Source organism: Collimonas fungivorans (genome assembly GCF_001584145.1).
Lineage (GTDB): Bacteria > Pseudomonadota > Gammaproteobacteria > Burkholderiales > Burkholderiaceae_D > Collimonas > Collimonas fungivorans.
In genome coordinates, this window is record NZ_CP013232.1 from 2,953,258 (window position 1) to 2,971,461 (window position 18,204).

An 18,204-nucleotide genomic window follows, 5' to 3' on the forward strand; every position below is an offset into this window, starting at 1 on the left:
CGCCCAGTTCGAAGAAATGGTCATGACGGCCGATCCGTTCAACGCCAAGCAGCTCCGACCAGATCTGGGCCAGCGCCTGTTCGATCTCGCCCTGCGGCGCCTCGTAAGCACGCTGGATGAAAGCGTCTCCTTCCGGCGCCGGCAGCGCCTTGCGGTCAAGTTTGCCGTTAGGCGTCAGCGGCAAGGATGCCAGCATCACATATGCTGCCGGCACCATGTATTCGGGTAATTGTGCCTTGAGTTGTTCACGCAGTTCGGCCGGATCAGGATGGGATGTGCCCGGCTCAGTCACCAGGTAGGCCACCAGGCGCTTATCGCCTGGACTGTCTTCCCGTGCAATTACCACTGTTTCGCGTACACCTTCGATGCGCGACAACTGCGCTTCGATCTCACCGAGCTCAATGCGGAAACCGCGTATCTTGACCTGGAAGTCGTTGCGGCCGAGATATTCAATCGCCCCGTCCTCGCGCCAGCGCCCCAGGTCGCCGGTCTTGTACAGCCGTTCGCCCGCAACGAACGGATTGTCGATAAAACGCTCCGCCGTCAGTTCAGGCTGCTGCAAATAACCTCGGGCTACTTGCACGCCGCCGATATATATTTCGCCCGCGAGACCCAGCGGCACCGGCTGGCGGTGTGCATCGAGCAGATAAATCCGGCTGTTGCCGATGGGACGCCCGATAGGCGGCAGGTCTTCCCATGCCTCGGCCGGCCCCTCCAGCACATGCGCGCTGACCACGTGGCTTTCTGTCGGTCCGTAATGATTATGCAATCTTGCCTGTCCGTGCCTGGCGAACATGCGCCGGATCGCCGGCGTGATCCGCAACTGCTCGCCCGCCGTGATCAGGTCTTGCAACATCGGCAACGGCTCGGCGCGCTGCGACCACAATTCACTGAGGTTATTGAGTGCAATGTAAGGCAGGAACATCCTTTCGATCGACTCTGCGCCTAGCCAGTCCGCCAGCGCCGGCAGGTCTTGCCGCAACGCCTCATGCAGCAGCACCAGGGTGCCGCCGCTGGTCAAGGTCGAGAAGATTTCCTGGAACGCGACGTCGAAACCGAGCGCCGCGAACTGCAAGGTGCGCGCCGGTTCCGGCAGCACGCTGCGCTGCCAGCCCAGCAGATTCACCAGGGCATGGTGCGGCATGGCCACGCCCTTGGGCGTGCCGGTGGAACCCGAGGTGTAGATCACATAGGCAAGATGCCCGGGTTGAAGTCCCAGTTCGTCTGGATGCAAATTGGCAACCGAGGCATTTGCCCACGCCGGATCCTCTTCATCCAGCGCGATTGCCGTTGCATTTATTCGATCCAGCAGCGACTTCTGGGCCAGCACCACCACCGGTTCGCTATCCTGCAGCATCTGCGCCAGGCGCTCATCCGGGTAACTCGTGTCCAGCGGCACGTAGGCGCCGCCAGCCTTGAGCGTGGCCACGATCGCCACCACCATCGCCAGGCTGCGTTCGGCGCAGATCGCCACACGCGTATCGGGACCGACGCCGAGGCCGCGCAGATGGCGCGCCAATCGGTTGGCTTGTGCATTGAGCGCACGGTAAGTCAGCTGTTCGCCGTCCAGTTCCAGCGCGATCCGTTCCGGATGCGCGGCTGCCTGCTGCTCGAATCCCTCGTGCACCAGCGCCGGCAAACTGTATGTATGGCGGGTATTATTGAAACCGTGCAGTACCAGCTCACGTTCCGCCGCCGGCATCGCGCCGATGACATGCAGCGGCGTCTGCGGCGCCTGTTCCAGGGCAAACGCCAGTTCTTCCAGCGTCTGCTGCATGAACAAGGCGATGCGCTGCGCCGACACCGAATTGTGTATCTCTGCTGTCAGTACAAAGCCGGCGCCAAGATCGTCGACATAGAGACTGAAAGGATAGCTGGTAAGGTCACGCCCTCCCAGGTATTCCATGCCTTCCGCGATTTCCATCCGCTCAAGGCCCTGTGCCTGGCTGTGACGGTAGTTCAGCAGCGCCGAGAACAGCGGCGTATTGGCCGGCAGGCCGCTGCAGCGCTGGGCCAGCGCCAGAGAAGCGTGTTCGTGGTGCAGCAGTCCGGTCAACGCCGCATGCACCTGCTGCAAACCTTCCCCGACGCCAAGTTCTCCCAGTTTCACGCGCAGCGGCAAGGTGTTGATGAACATGCCCATGGCGCGATCGGCGCCTGCGCCGCCCTGCATGCGGCCGAACAGCACTGTGCCGAACACCACGTCGTCGCGGCCCGTGCACCTGGCCAGCACTTGCGCCCAGGCCAGGTGAAACAGGCTGGCCGCGCTCAGGCCACGTATCTTCGCCTGCCGGCGCAACCGCGCCGCCAGTTCAGATGGCAGCACCAGCCTGGCTTGTGCGACTTGCGTACCGTCGCCTTGCACATCCAGCAAACCGAACGGCGCCGTCGGTTCATCGACATCCGCCAGCATCTCCCGGAAAAAATCCTCATGCTCGGCTTCGCTCACGCCCAGCCTCGCCTGCGCCACAAAATTGCGGAATGGCACCGGCGCGGGAAGGTCCGCCTGGCGGTTCTGCAAGACCATTATTACTTCCTGCAAAATCAGCTCGGTTGTAGTGTGATCCAGGGTCAGGTGGTGATGCAGCAGTTGCAGCAGCCAGCGCTGTCCAGGCGCATCGCAGGCGGCAAAACCCCGCAGCATGGGTGCACTGCGCACATCGAGCCGGAAACGGCGGGCATCGGCATGCTGCTGCAGCTGGGACTGGATCTCGCCCTGCTCGGCTTCCAGCGCCAACACCTGGACTGACAGCGCGGCATGGCGCCAGACGACTTGCAGCGGCTGGTCCAGCCCCTCCCACAGCACCGCCGTGCGCAGGATGTCATGGCGCGCGATGACGGCATTGAGCGCATCCGTAAAACGATCGAGCCGATCCTTGCTGTCGAAGCGCAGCAAGGCCGGCAATACATAAGCATCGCCATCGGTCTGCAGCATGTGGTGAAACAGGATGCCTTCCTGCAGCGGCGCCAGCGGATAAATGTCCTGGATATTGCCCATGCCGCCGGAGACGACGTCGGCGATCAAGCTGATCTGTCCTGCACTCAGCTGCACCAGCGGCAGCATTTCGGGCGTAATGGCACTGCAGTCCTGGGGAATGCCGTTAGGCGGCGCCTCCAACTGCGACTCCGCTTGCCGGGCCGACACAACGGTCGCAGCCAGCGCGGCCAGGGTCGGTTCGGCGAAAAAACTGCGGATGTCAGAGAAAAATCCCTTGCCATGCATGCGTTCCAGCAGCTGGACCGCCAGTATCGAATGTCCGCCCAGTTCGAAGAAATGATCATGACGGCCGACGCTGTCGACCCCGAGCAGTTCCGACCAGATCTGTGCCAGCGCCTGTTCGCTTCCGCCTTGCGGCGCCTCGTAGGCACGCTGGATGAAAGCGTCCCCTTCCGGCGCCGGCAGCGCCTTGCGGTCAAGCTTGCCGTTAGGTGTCAGCGGCAAGGATGCCAGTGATACGTAAGCCGCCGGCACCATGTATTCGGGCAATTGCGCCCTGAGTTGCGCGCGCAGCACGGCCGGCTCCGGCGGCAAGATATCTGCTTGCGCCACCAGGTAGGCCACCAGCCGCTTGTCGCCGGGCTGGTCTTCGCGCGCCACCACCACCGCTTCACGCACGCCGGCCATCCGCGCCAGCTGCGCTTCGATCTCGCCCAGTTCGATGCGGAAACCGCGGATTTTCACCTGGCTGTCGTTGCGACCCAGGTATTCGAGGCTGCCGTCGTGCAGATAACGTCCCAGGTCGCCGCTGCGATACATCCTGGTGCCGGCTGTTGCGCTGAAAGGGTCCTGGAGGAATCGTTCAGCTGTGAGCTCGGGCCGCCGCAGGTAGCCGCGCGCCACGCCGGCGCCGCCGACGTATATTTCTCCCGTCATCCCGAGCGGCGCCGGCCGGCCCTGCGGATCCAGCACATACAGGCTCAGGTCGGGAATACGCATGCCGATCGGACTGGGCCCGGACCGCTCCGCATCGGCCGGAACCAGCACCCGGCAAGTCACGTGCACCGTGGTTTCGGTGATGCCGTACATGTTGACCAGGCGCGTGGCATGGTTGCGCGCCGACGCATACCAGGGCTTCAGGATGGCGGTTTCCAGCGCTTCGCCGCCGAAAATCACGTAGCGCAACTTGTGCTTCGCACCGCCATCCTGGTCGGCCGCGATGAACTGGCGGAACGCGCTGGGCGTCTGGTTCAGCACCGTGACGCCCTGTTTGCATACCAGCTGGTGGAACTCCTGCGGCGAACGGCTGGCTGCCTGCGAAACGATCACCAGCTTGCCGCCGTGGAGCAAGGCGCCCCACAATTCCCAGACCGAAAAATCGAAGGAAAACGAGTGGAACAAGGTCCAGACATCGTTATGATCGAAATGGAAGCAATCCCGGGTTGCAGTAAACAAGCGTGTGACGTTGCCGTGCTCAACCATGACACCCTTGGGTGTGCCGGTGGAACCGGAGGTATAAATGACATAAGCCAGGTGCGAAGCGTCCAGGCTGGTATCGGGGTTGCCGGTTGATGCATTGGCCCAGGCCGATTGCGCCCACGGCACCGCATCCACTACCAGCCGCACGCAATCCCGCGGCGCCTCGATCCGTCCGGCCAGACTGGCTTGGGTCAGCAAGGCCAGCGGTGCGCTGTCCTGCAGCATGTGCGCCAGGCGCTCCGGCGGATACACCGGGTCCAGCGGTACATAAGCAGCGCCGGCTTTCAGCGTGGCCAGGATCGCCACCACCATTTCCAGGCCACGCTCCATGCAGATCGCCACCAGGTCGTCGGGCCGCAGGCCGAGACCGCGCAGGTGATGCGCCAGCTGGTTGGCGCTCTGGTTGAGCTCCTGGTAGCTCAGCCGCCGGCCGTCATACTCGACGGCGGTTGCGTCGGGATCGCGCAACACCTGCTGCTCGAACAATTCATGGATCAGCGTGTTCCCTGCGCTTGCCAGTTGCGACTGGTTGAAGGCATGCAGCAGCCTGTTGCGTTCGACGTCATCCAATAAAGGCAGGTCGGCCACCTTCATGCCGGGCGTGTCGATAGCGGCCAGCACCAGCCGTTCGATGCGTTTGACGTGATTGCGTACGTCTTCCGGCGCCAGCACGTCCGGGTCGAAATTGAATTCGATGTGGACCGGCTTGTCCTGCTCGTAATCGCGGACATAAATGGCAAGCGGCTGCCGCTCATAGCCGTTATGCAAGGGAAATACCGCCGTATGGACTTCGTCTTCGAATGCGAGGTCGCCCTGGAATCCTTCGATGGATAAAGATATGTCAAACAAACCACGGCGGTCGCTCGCACCCGCCAGCAGATGGCGATGGATTTCCGCCAGCGGAAAACGCTGGTGCCGGTAGCAGCGCTTGAGCTCGGCAGCGACCACTTGCAGCAGGCTCGCGAACGGCTGTTGGTGGTCAACCGCAACCCCGACCGGGATAGCTGCCGAAAACATGCCTACCGTGCGCCGTTGCAGCGGGCCGGTGCGGTTATGCACCGGCATGCCGATGACGACCTCGTCGCGCCGGTTGAAGAAGCGCGAAAAATAGGCAGCCAGCGCAGCCAGCAAAAAATGCGTACTCGAACCGCCCTGCGCGGCCGCCGCCCGGTTCAGTCGTGAAAACGCCTGCCGCTCGAGCGGCCAGACGACTTGGCCGAACCGGCGGTCGGAGCGCCCCCGGCGCCCGGAAGCTCCCTCGAACAGCGGCTCAGGCAAGCTGGCGAAGCGTCCCAGCCAGAACTCGCGATCCTTGGCGAAACGCAGGGAAGACAGGTATTCGCTATCCTTCGCCAGGAAATCGCTATACGAAGCCGCTGCGCCGCCCGCGGCCAGAGGTTCGCCGCGCCGCAGGCGGCTGTAGGCTTCTACTACGGCGTTGCCGACCAGCGAGATCGACATGCCGTCCGCCACCAGGTGATGGAAACATAACAGCCAATAGGCGCGGTCTGGTCCCGCCTGCAGCCACTGCATGGTCCAGAGGCGGCCGCCATACAGTTCGAAAGGCGTGTCGAATATTTTCCTGATATGCGACCAGGCCTGTTCCTGCGGGTTATTGTGCAAAGAGAAATCGAAGCGCTGCAACGATGGCCGGCCATCTGTTGCAAAGCGCTGCATGCAGCCGGCTTGGTCCTGTTCCAGCACGATGCGCAAGGCTTCGTTTGTTTCAGCTACGTGCCGGACAGCCGCTTCGAAACGATCAACATCGTGCAAGCCATCCACTTGGACCACGGTGCCGATGTTATAGCACGGCAGGTCCGGCGCCAGGAGCTGGTCCAGCCACACCGCCTGCTGGGTTGAACTCAAGGGGTAAAGAACATCATTACTCATGGGGATGGGCTCGTGGTTGACAGCTCAAGGAAAGGAAGCGCGGCAGCGGCGCGTGCAAGGAACCGGCATAGGCTCAATCCTCCGCTCGCTCTGGCACCAGCGCATCGAGCCGCCGCAAGCGGCTGCTGGCGAGGGCCAGTAAAGTCAGCGTCAAGCCGCAGATGCCGCACAGGAAAAACAGGAAACCGATGCCGCGTCCCTTGCCGCTGCCGAACCAGCCGCCAATCGAAACGCTCAAGGCGCCGCCAGCGGCAAACGCCGGCTCCAGGATGGCGTCGGCCAGGTAGCCACCGACCAGCAGCACCAGGCACATGACCAGCATGTTGGACGCCGCCAATAGAGAAAAGACGCTACCCTGATGCGCCAGCGGCGCCTTGCGCATCCACAGGGCATATGAACAGGCGACCGAAGTGCTGCCGCAAAACAGGCAGGCGAATGCGCATGCGCACCAGACGGCGACCGAGGTTGACAGGCCGGCTCCGAGGACGGCTGCGGACTGGACTGCGTCGCAGACCAGTACCCACAGCATCAGGTCGCGCTTGATGACCGAGGTCGCTACCAGCATCGACCCCGCCAGGCCGCCGACGATGCCGACCGACATCACCATGCCGAGCACACCGGTGGCATGGGTCGACAGCACCATCGGCGTCAGCATGGTCGTCGCCAGCACCATCAGGCATTGCACCAGCGCGCCGTACAACAGCAAGCTGCGCATCAGGGGCTGCTCTTTCAGGTAACTCAAGGCGCCGGAAAATCCGGTCCTGGCGCTGCTCCAGAGCGAACCCTGCGCCCGCGCGGCAGAGCCGCCGCGCGCTGCGCCGCCGGCCCTGGTCAGCGCGCCGAACACCAGCAGCGCACCTGCCGCCAGCAGGCAGAACTGCACCGCCATCACCGCCTGCAAGCCGAAATAGCCCATCAGGAAACCGGATGCAGCCGGCGCGCCGACCTGCACGATGGACCGCGAAATGCCGGTCAGTCCGCCAACCTGGGCAAACCTGTCCTTGGGAACAAAATTGCTGACTGCAACCCGGATCGCCGGCCGCCGCAAGGCGCCGATCGCTGCCGCGGCGGCTGCATAGAGGTAGAAGGCAGCGACGCTCATGCGGTCTGCCAGCAGCGACAGCAGCACTGCGGCGGCGCAGAGTATGGCAACAATATCGCAGCCGAGCACTACCCAGCGCCGGTCATAACGGTCCGCCAGCGCGCCTGCCACCGGCGTCACCAGCATCGACGCCAGCGCCGCCGCCAGCACCGACAAGGAATAATCCTGAGCCGAACCGGTGTGGGAAAAAATCCAGACGCCGATGGCGAAACTCACCAAGGTGCTGCCGAGATCGAACGCGGTTTCGCTCAGCCACAGCAGCCCGAATGTCATCCTGGCGACTGCCGGCGATGCGGCTTGGCGGAACTGCTTCCTTATTTCTTCGTTCGACGGGGGTAGCTGGCCTTCAACGCTTACCTCGGGCATACGTCGGCCGCGCCTGCATGCCGGCAGGATTGATCGTGCGGCCGAAGCGGCGTCGCGCTGCTGCCACGGCGTACGAAAGGTGCGGTCCCGGCAATGAAGTTTTTGATGCAATGCGCTGTCATGGAGTAGTCCATCCTTTTGATTAATCGATAGCACTGCGCGGAAGCACGGCGCAGCAGCGCTTCGGAAAAAATTAGGCATAGCCGCGCTTCGCGGGACACAACCCTTTCATCCCGGAAAGCTTTCCTTGGAGATATGGTTATCGCTAAAGTTTCAAAAAATACTCAAATAAAACAATTATTTTAAATTTACCTAAAAATATCAGATGAATATAATGAATTAGTTGTTTTTTGAATTCAATTCCATGATCGTAAAATCAATATCGATGAGCAAATTGACATGGCGACAGGGCCATATGCGCCGTGGACGGCCTTGGGAAAAACAAGCTTAGTGGAGTTTATTTGGACTATCTACTGTCGGAGTTGACAGGATTTTTCCGGGCAGACGAAAGCCGGATGCAAGCGTCCCGTGCTCAGCGAGCAGGCACGGGACTTTGCAGATGAGGATAGACGGATGCACCGCCAAGGGCTGTGAATTTTGCTGCTGGTTCAGTCGACACGCTTGCTGGCGAACACCGTGCCGGCCAAGACGATGAACGCGCCGACAATCACCTTTTGCCAGGTGCTCGGCACCCCGGCCAGGATCAGCACATTATTGATCAGGGTAACCAGCACCACGCCCAGCAAGGTGCCAACCACGGTGCCGCTGCCGCCGGTGATGCGGGCTCCGCCCAGGATGACGGCAGCAATCACGTCCAGCTCGCTGCCCACCAGGTCGAAGGGATTGGCCAGGCGCGTGCTCGATACGTGCACGATGCCGGCCAGGCCCGACAGGAAGCCGGCGTAGCCGAAGACAAACAGGTGCACGGTGCGCAGGTTGTAGCCGAGCCGCTCGGCAATCGCCAGGCTGCCGCCGATGGCATACACCGCCCGCCCCATCAGCGTACGGTTGAGCAGCCACCAGGTCAGCAAGCCTGCGGCGACCAGCACCAGCACCGTGGCCGGCAGCACGGCATGCAATCCTTCGGCGGTATCGTGGCGCCATAGCGCCAGCTTGCCGAACGCGTCCATCGAGTGCGGGATATTCATGAAGAACACGGTGCCGACAAAAGTCAGCAACAGCCCGCGGTACAGGTATTGCGTGCCTATCGTCACGATCAGCGATGGCGCCTTGAGCCAGTCCACCAGCAGGCCGTTGAGCACGCCCAGGGCCGTGCCGCCGACAGCGCCGCTGGCCAGTATCAGCGCCATGCTCGCATCGGGGAAATAAACCAGCACGACCTTGGTGATGCTGTACATCGTCAAGGCGGCAATCGCCGCAAACGAAACGTCGATGCCGCCAGCCGCCAGCACAATCATCACGCCCAGGGAAAACAAGCCCAGCACGGTGCAGGCGCGAACGATGTCGAACAGCATCGCCAGCTGGAAGAAACCCGGGTTGAGCGCGCCGATGGCGATGCAGACCAGGACGATCAGCAGCAGCGTGAATGCGGAAGGATGGCGGGTGAGCCAGCTGCGCAGCAAAAACTTGCGCCTGGCCGGGCTCGCGGCCGTGGAAGCGTTGGTGGACAAAGTAGTAGTGTTCATGCAGTTGCCTTAGGAATGCTGTCGGAGACCAGGGTGCGGTACAGCTCGCTTTCGGTCAGCCCTTCGACGTCGAAATTGTGGGCGATGCGTCCCTTGCGCATCATCAGGATGCGGTCGCAGTTCTGCAGCAGCTCCGGTAGGTCGTCGCTGACCATGATCACGCCCAGCCCCTCTTCTGCCAGGCGTTGCACGATCTTGTAGATGATGTCCTTGGAGCCGACGTCGACACCGACCGTAGGCCCGTGCAGGATCAGCACCCGCGGCCGGATGGCAAGCCAGCGGCCGATCAGGACCCGCTGCTGGTTACCGCCTGACAGCGACTGCACTGGCCGGTCCACATCCGGCGTGGCGATCTGCAGGCTGGCCACGGTGTCTTCCGCCAGTTGCTGGCTGCGGCGCGCGTCGAGCGCGCCGAAACGGCCGCGCAGGCTGTTCAGCACGGTGGTGATGATGTTGTCGCGGATCGATTTGTCGAGGAACAGACCTTCGCTGAGGCGATCTTCCGGCACATAACCGATATTGTGGCGGATGGCGTCGCCGGGAGTGCGCAGAACCACCTCGCCGCCTTCCAGCGCGATGCTTCCCCGGTCTGCTGCCTGCACGCCTGCCAGCGCCAGCGCGAGTTCGTTGCGGCCGGAGTCGAGCAGGCCCGTGATGCCGAGGATTTCTCCCTTGTGCAGCACGAAGTCGACGTCCCTGAAATAGTCTTTGCGGCCCAGCCCCTCCACCTCCAGCAATTCGCCGTTACCGTACGAGCGATTGCGGTAGCGGGCGCCGTCCAGCTGCTTGCCGGTCATCCAGTGCGCCAGCTGCGCCTTGGTGAATCCCGCGATCGGTCCCTGCACCACCTTGGCGCCGTCGCGGAACACGATGGCCTGGCCGCCGATGGCAAAACATTCATCCAGCTTGTGGCTGACGAACAGCACCGCCACGCCCTGGGCCCGCAAGCCCTCGATCACCGCCACCAGGTTATCCACTTCCTTCTGCGTCAGCGAAGTGGTCGGCTCATCCATGATGACCATCTGCGCGCGAGTGGCGATGGCCCGCGCAATCGCCAACAGCTGCCTGGTGGCGATCGGCAGTTCGTCGGCGCGGGTGGCGAGGAAGGCGGCGTCGGTCGGCAGGTTCACTGTCGCCAGCGCCCGCATGGCGGTGGCCTCGACCGCAGCCCGGTCGAAACGCCGCACCAGCTTGCCGTTGCCGTTAACCAGCTGCTCGCTCAGCGCCACATTTTCCGCCACGCTCATGTTGGGCAGCAGCGACAGGTCCTGGTACACCGTTTCAATGCCTAGCGTCAGCGCTTGCAGCGGCGACAGCGAGGCGTGCGACACGCCGTTGATCAGCAGGCGGCCCTGGCTCGGGGCCTGGGCTCCGGAAATGATCTTGATCAAGGTGCTCTTGCCGCAGCCGTTCTCTCCCAGCAGGTGGTAGATTTCTCCGGCCTCGATAGTGAGGTCGATGCCGCGCAAGGCATGCACGCCGGCAAAGCGCTTGTGCACATCCTGCACTTCCAGGAATACGCGCTGGCGGCCGGTGTCGGCTGCGCCGTCGTGGCTGAGCATGGTACTGGTCATGGATAGCTTCTTTCTGCGATAGTCATTGCTGCCTTCCGGGCCGGCCCATGCGGTCCGACCCGGAAGAGATACTAGAACGCGTACTTCTTGTAATTGCTCTTGTCGACTTCGACCCATGCCTGGCCGGTGACAATGACGCCGGCGCCCGGGCCTTTTTTCACCACCACCTTGTTGTAGCCGGACACACCCATGTCCATGCCGTCGGTGATTTTCTTGCCCTGGACCAGCATCACCGCCGCCTTGTTCATCATGATGCCGGCGTCTTTCGGATCCCAGAAGGCAATCCCGCCGACCGCGCCGGATTCCAGGAATTTGGCGGCCTCGCTAGGCAAGCCGGTGCCGTACACGCAGATCTTGCCTTGCAGGCCGGCCTCTTCCACTGCCCGGCCGATGCCCAGCACATCGAGCGACGAAGAGCCCTGGAAACCCTTGATATCGGGATGCTTGCGCAGGATTTCCTTGGCCTTGGAATAGGCTTTTTCGGCATCATTGGCAGACTCGTTCTTGGGGTCGACCAGGGTCATGCCGGGATATTTCTTGGCGGCGTTGGAAGCGCCGCCATCGGCCCATTGCACTTGCGACTGGCTGCCCAGCGAACCGACCAGCGACGACCATTTGCCCTTTTGTCCCATGCAGGCGGCGAGCCGGTCGTTAAGCCGCGCACCGTAGGCGGTATTGTCGAAGGCTTCGATGTCGACCATCGTGTTCTTTTGATTGTCGGCTTCATGCGTCACCACCTTGATGCCGCGTTCCATTGCGCGCTTGAGCACCGGCTCCAGCGTCGGCGGATCCATCGACACCACGGCGATGGCGTCCACCTTCTTGGCGACCAGGTCTTCCACCAGGCGTTGCTGCTGGGCGGCGTCGGACTGTGCCGGACCGATCTGCCGGGTAGTGACGCCGGGATTGCTGGCGCCGAATTCCTTGACCCCGACTTCCATCCGGTTGAACCAGCTGATGCCGGTGATCTTGACCACGGTGACGACGTCAATCGGTTTGTTTTCTGCCTGGATTGCGCCGGTATAGGCCAGCGAGGCCAAGGCACCCAGGACCAGCGCAGCGCATGTAGTTTTTTTTAGCATGATGTCTCCTACCCCTCTAAAGGTTCGGCGTTTTTCCAGGAGGGGGCTGGTTCAACGGTGCGCTGTTGCGCGATGAAAACGGATGGAAATCCTTCAGGTTGATACGGGCGGATGCCAGGAAGCACAGCAACAGCAGCCCCCATGCGCAGTCGCGGAAAAAATTCGAAATGTCCAGCAGGTTGAAGGTGCTGGACAGCAGTTGCAGCGCCATGGCCGAGAAAAACAGGCAGACCATGCGCCCGTATCCGCCCTGCGGCCGCACTCCCGCCATCACTGCGATCAGGATCGCGATCAGCAGGTAGGAGCTGCCGTAATCGGCCTTGACGCTGGCGGTGCGCGCCGCAATGATCACTCCCGCCACCCCGGCCAGCAGGCCGCACAGCGTGTAGGTAGCGATCAGCATCCGCTCGCCGGGAATGCCGGCGTAGCGCGCCGCTTTGGCGTTGGTGCCGAGCAGGAACAGGCGGATGCCGAACGGGCTGTAGCGCAGCAGCCAGCCGATGCCGACCAGCAGCAGCATGAAAATGATGAAGGGAATCGGCACTCCGAACAGCATTTCGTTGCCGATAGCGGACATCGGATCGACGCTGCTGATGCGCAGGCTGGAGCCGTTGGTCAGCACCACCGCCAGGCCGGTAAAAATCAGCTGGCTGCCCAGCGTGCACAAGATCGGCGTCAGGCCGACGCGGGCAATCAGCCATCCGTTCAGGAATCCGCCGGCCAGTCCTACGCCCAACGCCACCAGCACGAACAACCCGGTGTACAGCCACGGCGAGGTATCGGCAACCACCAGCTGCGGCACCACGCTGGCAGCGACCACTCCCGCCAGGTTGGCCAGGCCGACGCCGGACAGGTCGATGCCGCCGTTGCCGGAAATCATCGCCAGCGCGACGCCGATCGCCAGCAGGCCCAGTTCAGGCAGCTGGCTGGCCATCGACTGGAAATTGTAGATATCGATGAAGCCGCCGTGCGAAAGGACCGTCGCGGTCAGCAGGATGAGCGCATTGATGCCCACCAGGAAATTGAGCTGAGGATCGGCAAACTTGAATTTCATGGGCGTGTCCAGTCGTGGTGGCGCGGCAAGGGTTATGCCGCCGAGCGCAGCAGCGCATCGATTTCGGCGCGGGTCGGCATGGAAGGCGCGGTGCCGGCACGGGTGACGGAAATGGCTGCGACGGCGGAGGCAAAGCGGGCGGCGTGCCTTGGACTGGCGCCTTCCGCCAGCGCGGTGGCGAAGCCGCCGGTGAAGGCATCGCCGGCGCCGGCCGTCTCGACCACCGGGCCAACGCAGAATGGCGCGATCAGCACCGACTCGCTGGCGCTATGCAATAAAGCTCCCTGCGCGCCGAGGGTGATCAAGGCGCAGCCCACTCCCCTGGCAAGGAATACATCGCCGGCGCGGCGCGCCTGTTCAAGCGTAGTCACTGGCAAACCGGTCAGCAGTGCGGCTTCGTGTTCGTTCGGCGTGATGTAATCGCACAGCGGATAAAAAGCGCTGTCGAACTCTACTGCCGGCGCCGGGTTGAAGACGGTGGTCGTGCCTGCGGCGCGGGCGATTTCCAGTCCGCGCCGGGCGGCGGCGGCCGGCTGCTCCAGCTGCGTCACAAAAACGCAGGCGCCGGCGATGGCGTCGGCGGCGGCCTCGACGTCAGCGGCGCAGATCAGGCTGGCGGCGCCGGGCACCACGATGATGGCGTTCTCGCCGTTGCTGTGATTGATATAGATGAAGGCGGCGCCGGTAGGCTGGTCGGCTACCTGCTGCACGCGCGGCACGATGCCTTCGCCGGCCCACAGGGCCAGTGCGTTATCGGCAAACGGATCGCGTCCGATGGTGGAGATGAAACTCACCCGGGCGCCGGCACGGGCGGCGGCCACGGCCTGGTTGGAACCCTTGCCGCCCGGACCCATCGCAAAACCGGAACCGGCAATGGTCTGGCCCACGCCCGGCATGTGGCTGGCGCGGAAAGCCAGGTCGGCGACATAAATGCCCAGGATGGCGACACCGGAGCGTTTGACGAACGCAGTCATGGATTCAGGCCTCAGGGGCGATGACGCCCTTTTTCAACAGGAAACAGCCGTAGAAACGGCGTTCGCCAGTGGCGATGACGCAGTAAGCCTTGCGCGCCGTCTCATAGAAAGCGAAACGCTCGACCGAGCCCATGATGCGCACCCGGCCTTCAGCCTGGTCGATTTCCAGCTGGACTTCCTGCTGCACCGGCGGCACATTGCCGGGTTCGCCGGAGACTTCCATGCGCCTGGCCGGATCGTCGACTGCGTTATCCAGCGGCAGTACCGACAAGATGGCGCGCGCCGCTTGCGCGGTGCCGACGCCGTCAATCCGCAACAACCGCCCGAGCGTAGTCTGGCGCGCCACCGAATCGGCCGGGAAGTTGGCGTCGCACAGCACCAGTTCATCACCGTGTCCCATGGCCCGCAGGGCATACAGCACATCGGCGTTGAGCAAGGGATCAATCAGTTTCAGCATGTATTCTCCTGGAAAACGGACTTGGGTTGGATCAAGGTTGCTGCGCTGCTTACTATTTACTCTCCGTACGGAATCCAGATATTCTTTACTTGCACCGCATGACGCAGGAAGGCGGGCCCTTCGGCGACCGTCGCATCGTGCCAGTCGGTCGCCAGTCCGTAGTCCACCAGCGTCCGTTTCAGGTTGCCCGCGGACAGCCGCTCGGTGGCCTGCGACCTGGCCTTGCCGCCGAACGTCCATACGGCGTCGACGTCGTCATGCGCCGCCAGCGTTTGCAGCAGGCTGTCGCTGGCGCCGGTGACGATATTGACCACGCCTGCCGGCAAGTCGGAGGTTTCCAGCACCTGGTAAAAATCGGTGGCTATCAGCGGATGGCGCTCGCTTGGCACGATCACCACCCGGTTGCCCATGGCAAGCAGAGGCGCCAGCAGGCTGATGAAAGCCAGCAGCGGCGCTTCATCCGGACACACCACGCCGGCCACGCCGATTGCCTCCACCATGGCCAGGGCCACGCCGCGCAACGGCGGCACGTGCACCGTGCCCTCGTATTTGTCGGCCCATGCGCCGTAGCTGAACAGGCGCTGGATGGATGCCTCTACCTCGGCCTGCGCCGCGCCGGCGCTGACGCCGGTGGAAGCGGCGATGCGTGCGGCAAATTCGGCCGAGCGGGCCGACAGGTTTTCGGCCAGGTAATACAGCCCCTGGGCGCGGCGGTGCGGCGTGGCGCTCGACCATGCTGCAGCGGCATGCGCAGCAGCGACCGCATTGCGGATATCCTTGCGGTTGCCGGCGCCGACCTCGCCGAACAGCTGTCCCGCGGCGCCGAACACGGCTTGCGCATGCTCGCCGTCCGGCCTGACCTGCTTGCCGCCGATGTACAGCTTGGCGGTGCGGTCGAGCGCGGGCAAGCGCGTTGCGCTGCGCGGCTCATGTGCCGCCGGTTCTACGTTCGCGGCGTTCGCGGCAATACGCTGGCGACGTTCAGCCCAGGCCCGCGGTTTAAGATATTCGTAGCAGCCTTCACGGCCGCCCTCGCGTCCGAATCCCGATTCGCGATAACCGCCGAATCCGACGCCGGCATCGAACAGGTTGGTCGAATTCACCCAGACCACGCCCGCCTTCAGCAGCGGCGCGATGCCTAGCGCCAGGCCGATGGTTTCGCTCCAGACGCTGGCGGCCAGGCCGTAGCGTGTGTTGTTGGCCAGTGCCACGGCTTCGTCGGGCGTGCGGAAAGTCATCGCGGCAAGCACCGGCCCGAAAATTTCTTCGGTGGCCACCGTGGAGCTGGGATGCACGTTGGTGAGCAGCGTCGGCGGGTAAAAACAGCCGCCCGCAGGCAGCTCGATGGAAGGCTGGTAGCAGCTGGCGCCCTCCTTGACGCCCAGCTCCACCAATGTGCGCACCCGTTCAAGCTGCGACGGCGCTATCAGCGAACCGATATCGATGGTCTTGTCCAGCGGCTGGCCGGCGCGCAAGCTTTGCATGCGGCGCTTGAGGCGCGTTATGAAATCCTCGGCGATGCCTTCCTGCACCAGCAGGCGCGCGCCGGCGCAGCAGACCTGGCCCTGGTTGAACCAGATCGCATCGACCACGCCTTCGATCGCAGCGTCGATGTCGGCGTCTTCGAACACGATGAACGGCGATTTTCCGCCCAGCTCCAGCGTCAGCGATTTGCCCGATCCCGCGGTTTGTTCGCGGATCAGGCGCCCGACTTCGGTCGAGCCGGTAAAGGCAATCTTGTTCACCCCTTGGTGCGCCACCAGCGCCGCGCCGGTGGCGCCGTCGCCGGTCAGCACATTCAGCACGCCGGCCGGCAAACCGGCTTGCGCCGCCAGCTCCGCAAACAGCAATGCGCTCAGCGACGTGAATTCCGCCGGCTTGAGCACTACCGTATTACCCAGCGCCAGCGCGGGCGCGATCTTCCAGGCCAGCATCAGCAAGGGAAAATTCCAGGGGACGATCTGGCCGATCACCCCCAGCGGCACCTGGTCGGCAAATTCGCGTTCCTGCAGCTGCGCCCAGCCGGCGTGATGGTAAAAATGCCGCGCGACCAGCGGCACGTCGATATCGCGCGTCTCGCGGATCGGCTTGCCGTTGTCGAGTGTTTCGATCACGGCAAACAGCCGGGCGTGCCGCTGCACCATGCGCGCCAACGCATACAGGTGGCGTGCCCGGCCGTGGCCGCCCAAAGTTTGCCAGGCTAGCTGGGCATTGCGCGCAGCGCCAACGGCAGCGTCGACGTCCGCTGCGCTGCCTTGCGCGATGCGGGCCAGCAGCTTGCCGGTGGCCGGTTCGGCCGTATCGAAATGGGCGGCAGCCGTGGTAAAGCGGCCGCCGATATGATGGCCGAAGCCGTCGGCATGACGCGCCAGCCACAGGCGGGCTTCGGAATCGCTTTCAGGTGCAGGGCCGTAGTCCATGGTGTCGAAATAATGTGAAACACTCATCGTTTATCCGATCGGGTGATGGTGGAAAGCCGAATAGCGGCCGGTGACGTGGTGCTCCAGCTGGCGCTCTATGTCGGCTAGCAGGGAAGAAGCGCCGACACGGAACAGTTCCGGTTCCAGCCAGGCCCTGCCCAGCTCTTCTTTCATAAGGACCTGGTAATCCAGCATGCCCTTGGCGCTGGATACGCCGCCGGCCGGCTTGTAGCCGACGCGAAAGCCGGTGCGCGCTTCATACAGGCGGATCATGCGCAGCATGACCAGCGTCACCAGCGGCGTGGCGTTGACGGCTTCCTTGCCGGTGGAAGTCTTGATGAAGTCGGCGCCGCCCATCATGCATATCATGGAAGCCTTGGCGACGTTGCGCATGGTCTTCAGCTCGCCGGTCGCGAGGATCGCCTTGACGTGGGCGCTGCCGGCGGCCTGGCGGAAATCCTGCATCTCGGCATACAGGGCGCGCCAATTCCCGGTCAGTACATGCTCCCTGGTAATGACGATGTCGATTTCCGCGGCGCCGTCGCGCACCGACGCTTCGATTTCCTTCAGCTTCAGCTCGTGCGGGATCAGTCCCGCCGGGAAACCGGTGGACACGGCTGCCACCGGAATCCCGGAATCGCCCAGCGCCTGCACCGCCGTGCTTACAAAACGGTGGTAAACGCACACCGCGCCGGTATGCAATGTGGGTTCGCCGAAGCCGAGCGCGTTCAACAGGTCCGGACGCACAGGCATGATGGCCTTGGCGCACAAGCGCTTGACGCGTTCGGCAGTGTCGTCGCCGTTGAGGGTGGTCAGGTCGATGCAGGTGATGGCCTTCAGCAGCCAGCCCGCCTGCGCATCTTTCTTCACCGAGCGGCGCCCGGGCAGCGTTGCTATGCGGCGCTCCGCTGCGGACAGGTTGACGCGGATGTCGTCGATCCAGCTGCTGTCGAAGCTGTGGCCGGCGTTGCGGGAATCTTCGTGCAATCCGCCAGGATTGCCGACGATGGGAGCGCTAACAATCTCACTAGCGGGATTGAGCGCAACGGCGCGCGGACGCGGCACGGCGCTTGGTGTTTTGGAGGCGGATGTCATAATCGTGGCGACGCCGCGAAGGCGTGCGCAAACCGGGTCGATAGGATGCTGGCAACAGGCATGTCGGTTATCTCCGTGAACGCATTGAATGCGTTTCCTTTTTTGGCGATCATGCGGACTGGTCGCC

General features: G+C 63.3%; 10 protein-coding genes (1 of these 10 only partly in view). All 10 read right to left on the reverse strand.

What is annotated here, in order from left to right; translation table 11 throughout:
- On the reverse strand, positions 1-6,307 hold the beginning of the coding sequence (locus CFter6_RS12670) for a non-ribosomal peptide synthetase (RefSeq protein ID WP_082814744.1). It extends 9,779 nt beyond the left edge of the window; the window shows 6,307 of its 16,086 coding nt (coding positions 1-6,307); it begins with the start codon at positions 6,305-6,307; its stop codon lies off the left edge, out of view.
- A 73-nt stretch (positions 6,308-6,380) separates the two neighbouring features.
- On the reverse strand, positions 6,381-7,682 hold the full coding sequence (locus CFter6_RS12675) for an MFS transporter (RefSeq protein WP_061540229.1): 1,302 nt from the start codon (positions 7,680-7,682) through the stop codon (positions 6,381-6,383).
- 701 nt (positions 7,683-8,383) lie between these two features.
- Positions 8,384-9,421, reverse strand: coding sequence for an ABC transporter permease (locus CFter6_RS12680; RefSeq protein WP_061540230.1), 1,038 nt, complete (start codon positions 9,419-9,421; stop codon positions 8,384-8,386).
- Positions 9,418-10,995: a sugar ABC transporter ATP-binding protein gene (locus tag CFter6_RS12685; RefSeq protein ID WP_236904254.1), complete on the reverse strand. Its 1,578-nt coding sequence runs from the start codon at positions 10,993-10,995 to the stop codon at positions 9,418-9,420. Before CFter6_RS12685 ends, CFter6_RS12680 begins: the two co-directional genes overlap by 4 nt.
- 71 nt (positions 10,996-11,066) lie before the next feature.
- Positions 11,067-12,077: a substrate-binding domain-containing protein gene (locus CFter6_RS12690; RefSeq protein ID WP_061540231.1), complete on the reverse strand. Its 1,011-nt coding sequence runs from the start codon at positions 12,075-12,077 to the stop codon at positions 11,067-11,069.
- A 16-nt stretch (positions 12,078-12,093) separates the two neighbouring features.
- A complete protein-coding gene (locus tag CFter6_RS12695) occupies positions 12,094-13,131 on the reverse strand; it encodes an ABC transporter permease (RefSeq protein WP_061540232.1) in 1,038 nt (345 codons plus the stop codon).
- A gap of 32 nt (positions 13,132-13,163) precedes the next feature.
- Positions 13,164-14,105: a ribokinase gene (locus CFter6_RS12700; RefSeq protein WP_061540233.1), complete on the reverse strand. Its 942-nt coding sequence runs from the start codon at positions 14,103-14,105 to the stop codon at positions 13,164-13,166.
- Positions 14,106-14,109: 4 nt separating this feature from the next.
- On the reverse strand, positions 14,110-14,562 hold the full coding sequence (locus CFter6_RS12705) for an RbsD/FucU family protein (protein ID WP_061540234.1): 453 nt from the start codon (positions 14,560-14,562) through the stop codon (positions 14,110-14,112).
- A gap of 56 nt (positions 14,563-14,618) precedes the next feature.
- Positions 14,619-17,009 carry an aldehyde dehydrogenase family protein gene (locus CFter6_RS12710; RefSeq protein WP_061540235.1) on the reverse strand — a complete coding sequence of 797 codons (2,391 nt, stop codon included), beginning with the start codon at positions 17,007-17,009 and terminating at the stop codon, positions 14,619-14,621.
- A 3-nt stretch (positions 17,010-17,012) separates the two neighbouring features.
- Positions 17,013-18,077 carry a deoxyribose-phosphate aldolase gene (gene deoC, locus CFter6_RS12715; protein WP_150118735.1) on the reverse strand — a complete coding sequence of 355 codons (1,065 nt, stop codon included), beginning with the start codon at positions 18,075-18,077 and terminating at the stop codon, positions 17,013-17,015.
- Between the last annotated feature and the right edge of the window lie 127 nt (positions 18,078-18,204).

Bases quoted from the DNA above. Each gene is read 5' to 3' on its own strand.
- CFter6_RS12700 (WP_061540233.1), bottom strand. From the start codon at position 14,105: ATGACTGCGTTCGTCAAACGCTCCGGTGTCGCCATCCTGGGCATTTAT.
- deoC (WP_150118735.1), bottom strand. From the start codon at position 18,077: ATGACATCCGCCTCCAAAACACCAAGCGCCGTGCCGCGTCCGCGCGCC.
- CFter6_RS12690 (WP_061540231.1), bottom strand. From the start codon at position 12,077: ATGCTAAAAAAAACTACATGCGCTGCGCTGGTCCTGGGTGCCTTGGCC.
- CFter6_RS12685 (WP_236904254.1), bottom strand. From the start codon at position 10,995: ATGACCAGTACCATGCTCAGCCACGACGGCGCAGCCGACACCGGCCGC.
- CFter6_RS12710 (WP_061540235.1), bottom strand. From the start codon at position 17,009: ATGAGTGTTTCACATTATTTCGACACCATGGACTACGGCCCTGCACCT.
- CFter6_RS12680 (WP_061540230.1), bottom strand. From the start codon at position 9,421: ATGAACACTACTACTTTGTCCACCAACGCTTCCACGGCCGCGAGCCCG.
- CFter6_RS12675 (WP_061540229.1), bottom strand. From the start codon at position 7,682: ATGACATTCGGGCTGCTGTGGCTGAGCGAAACCGCGTTCGATCTCGGC.
- CFter6_RS12705 (WP_061540234.1), bottom strand. From the start codon at position 14,562: ATGCTGAAACTGATTGATCCCTTGCTCAACGCCGATGTGCTGTATGCC.
- CFter6_RS12695 (WP_061540232.1), bottom strand. From the start codon at position 13,131: ATGAAATTCAAGTTTGCCGATCCTCAGCTCAATTTCCTGGTGGGCATC.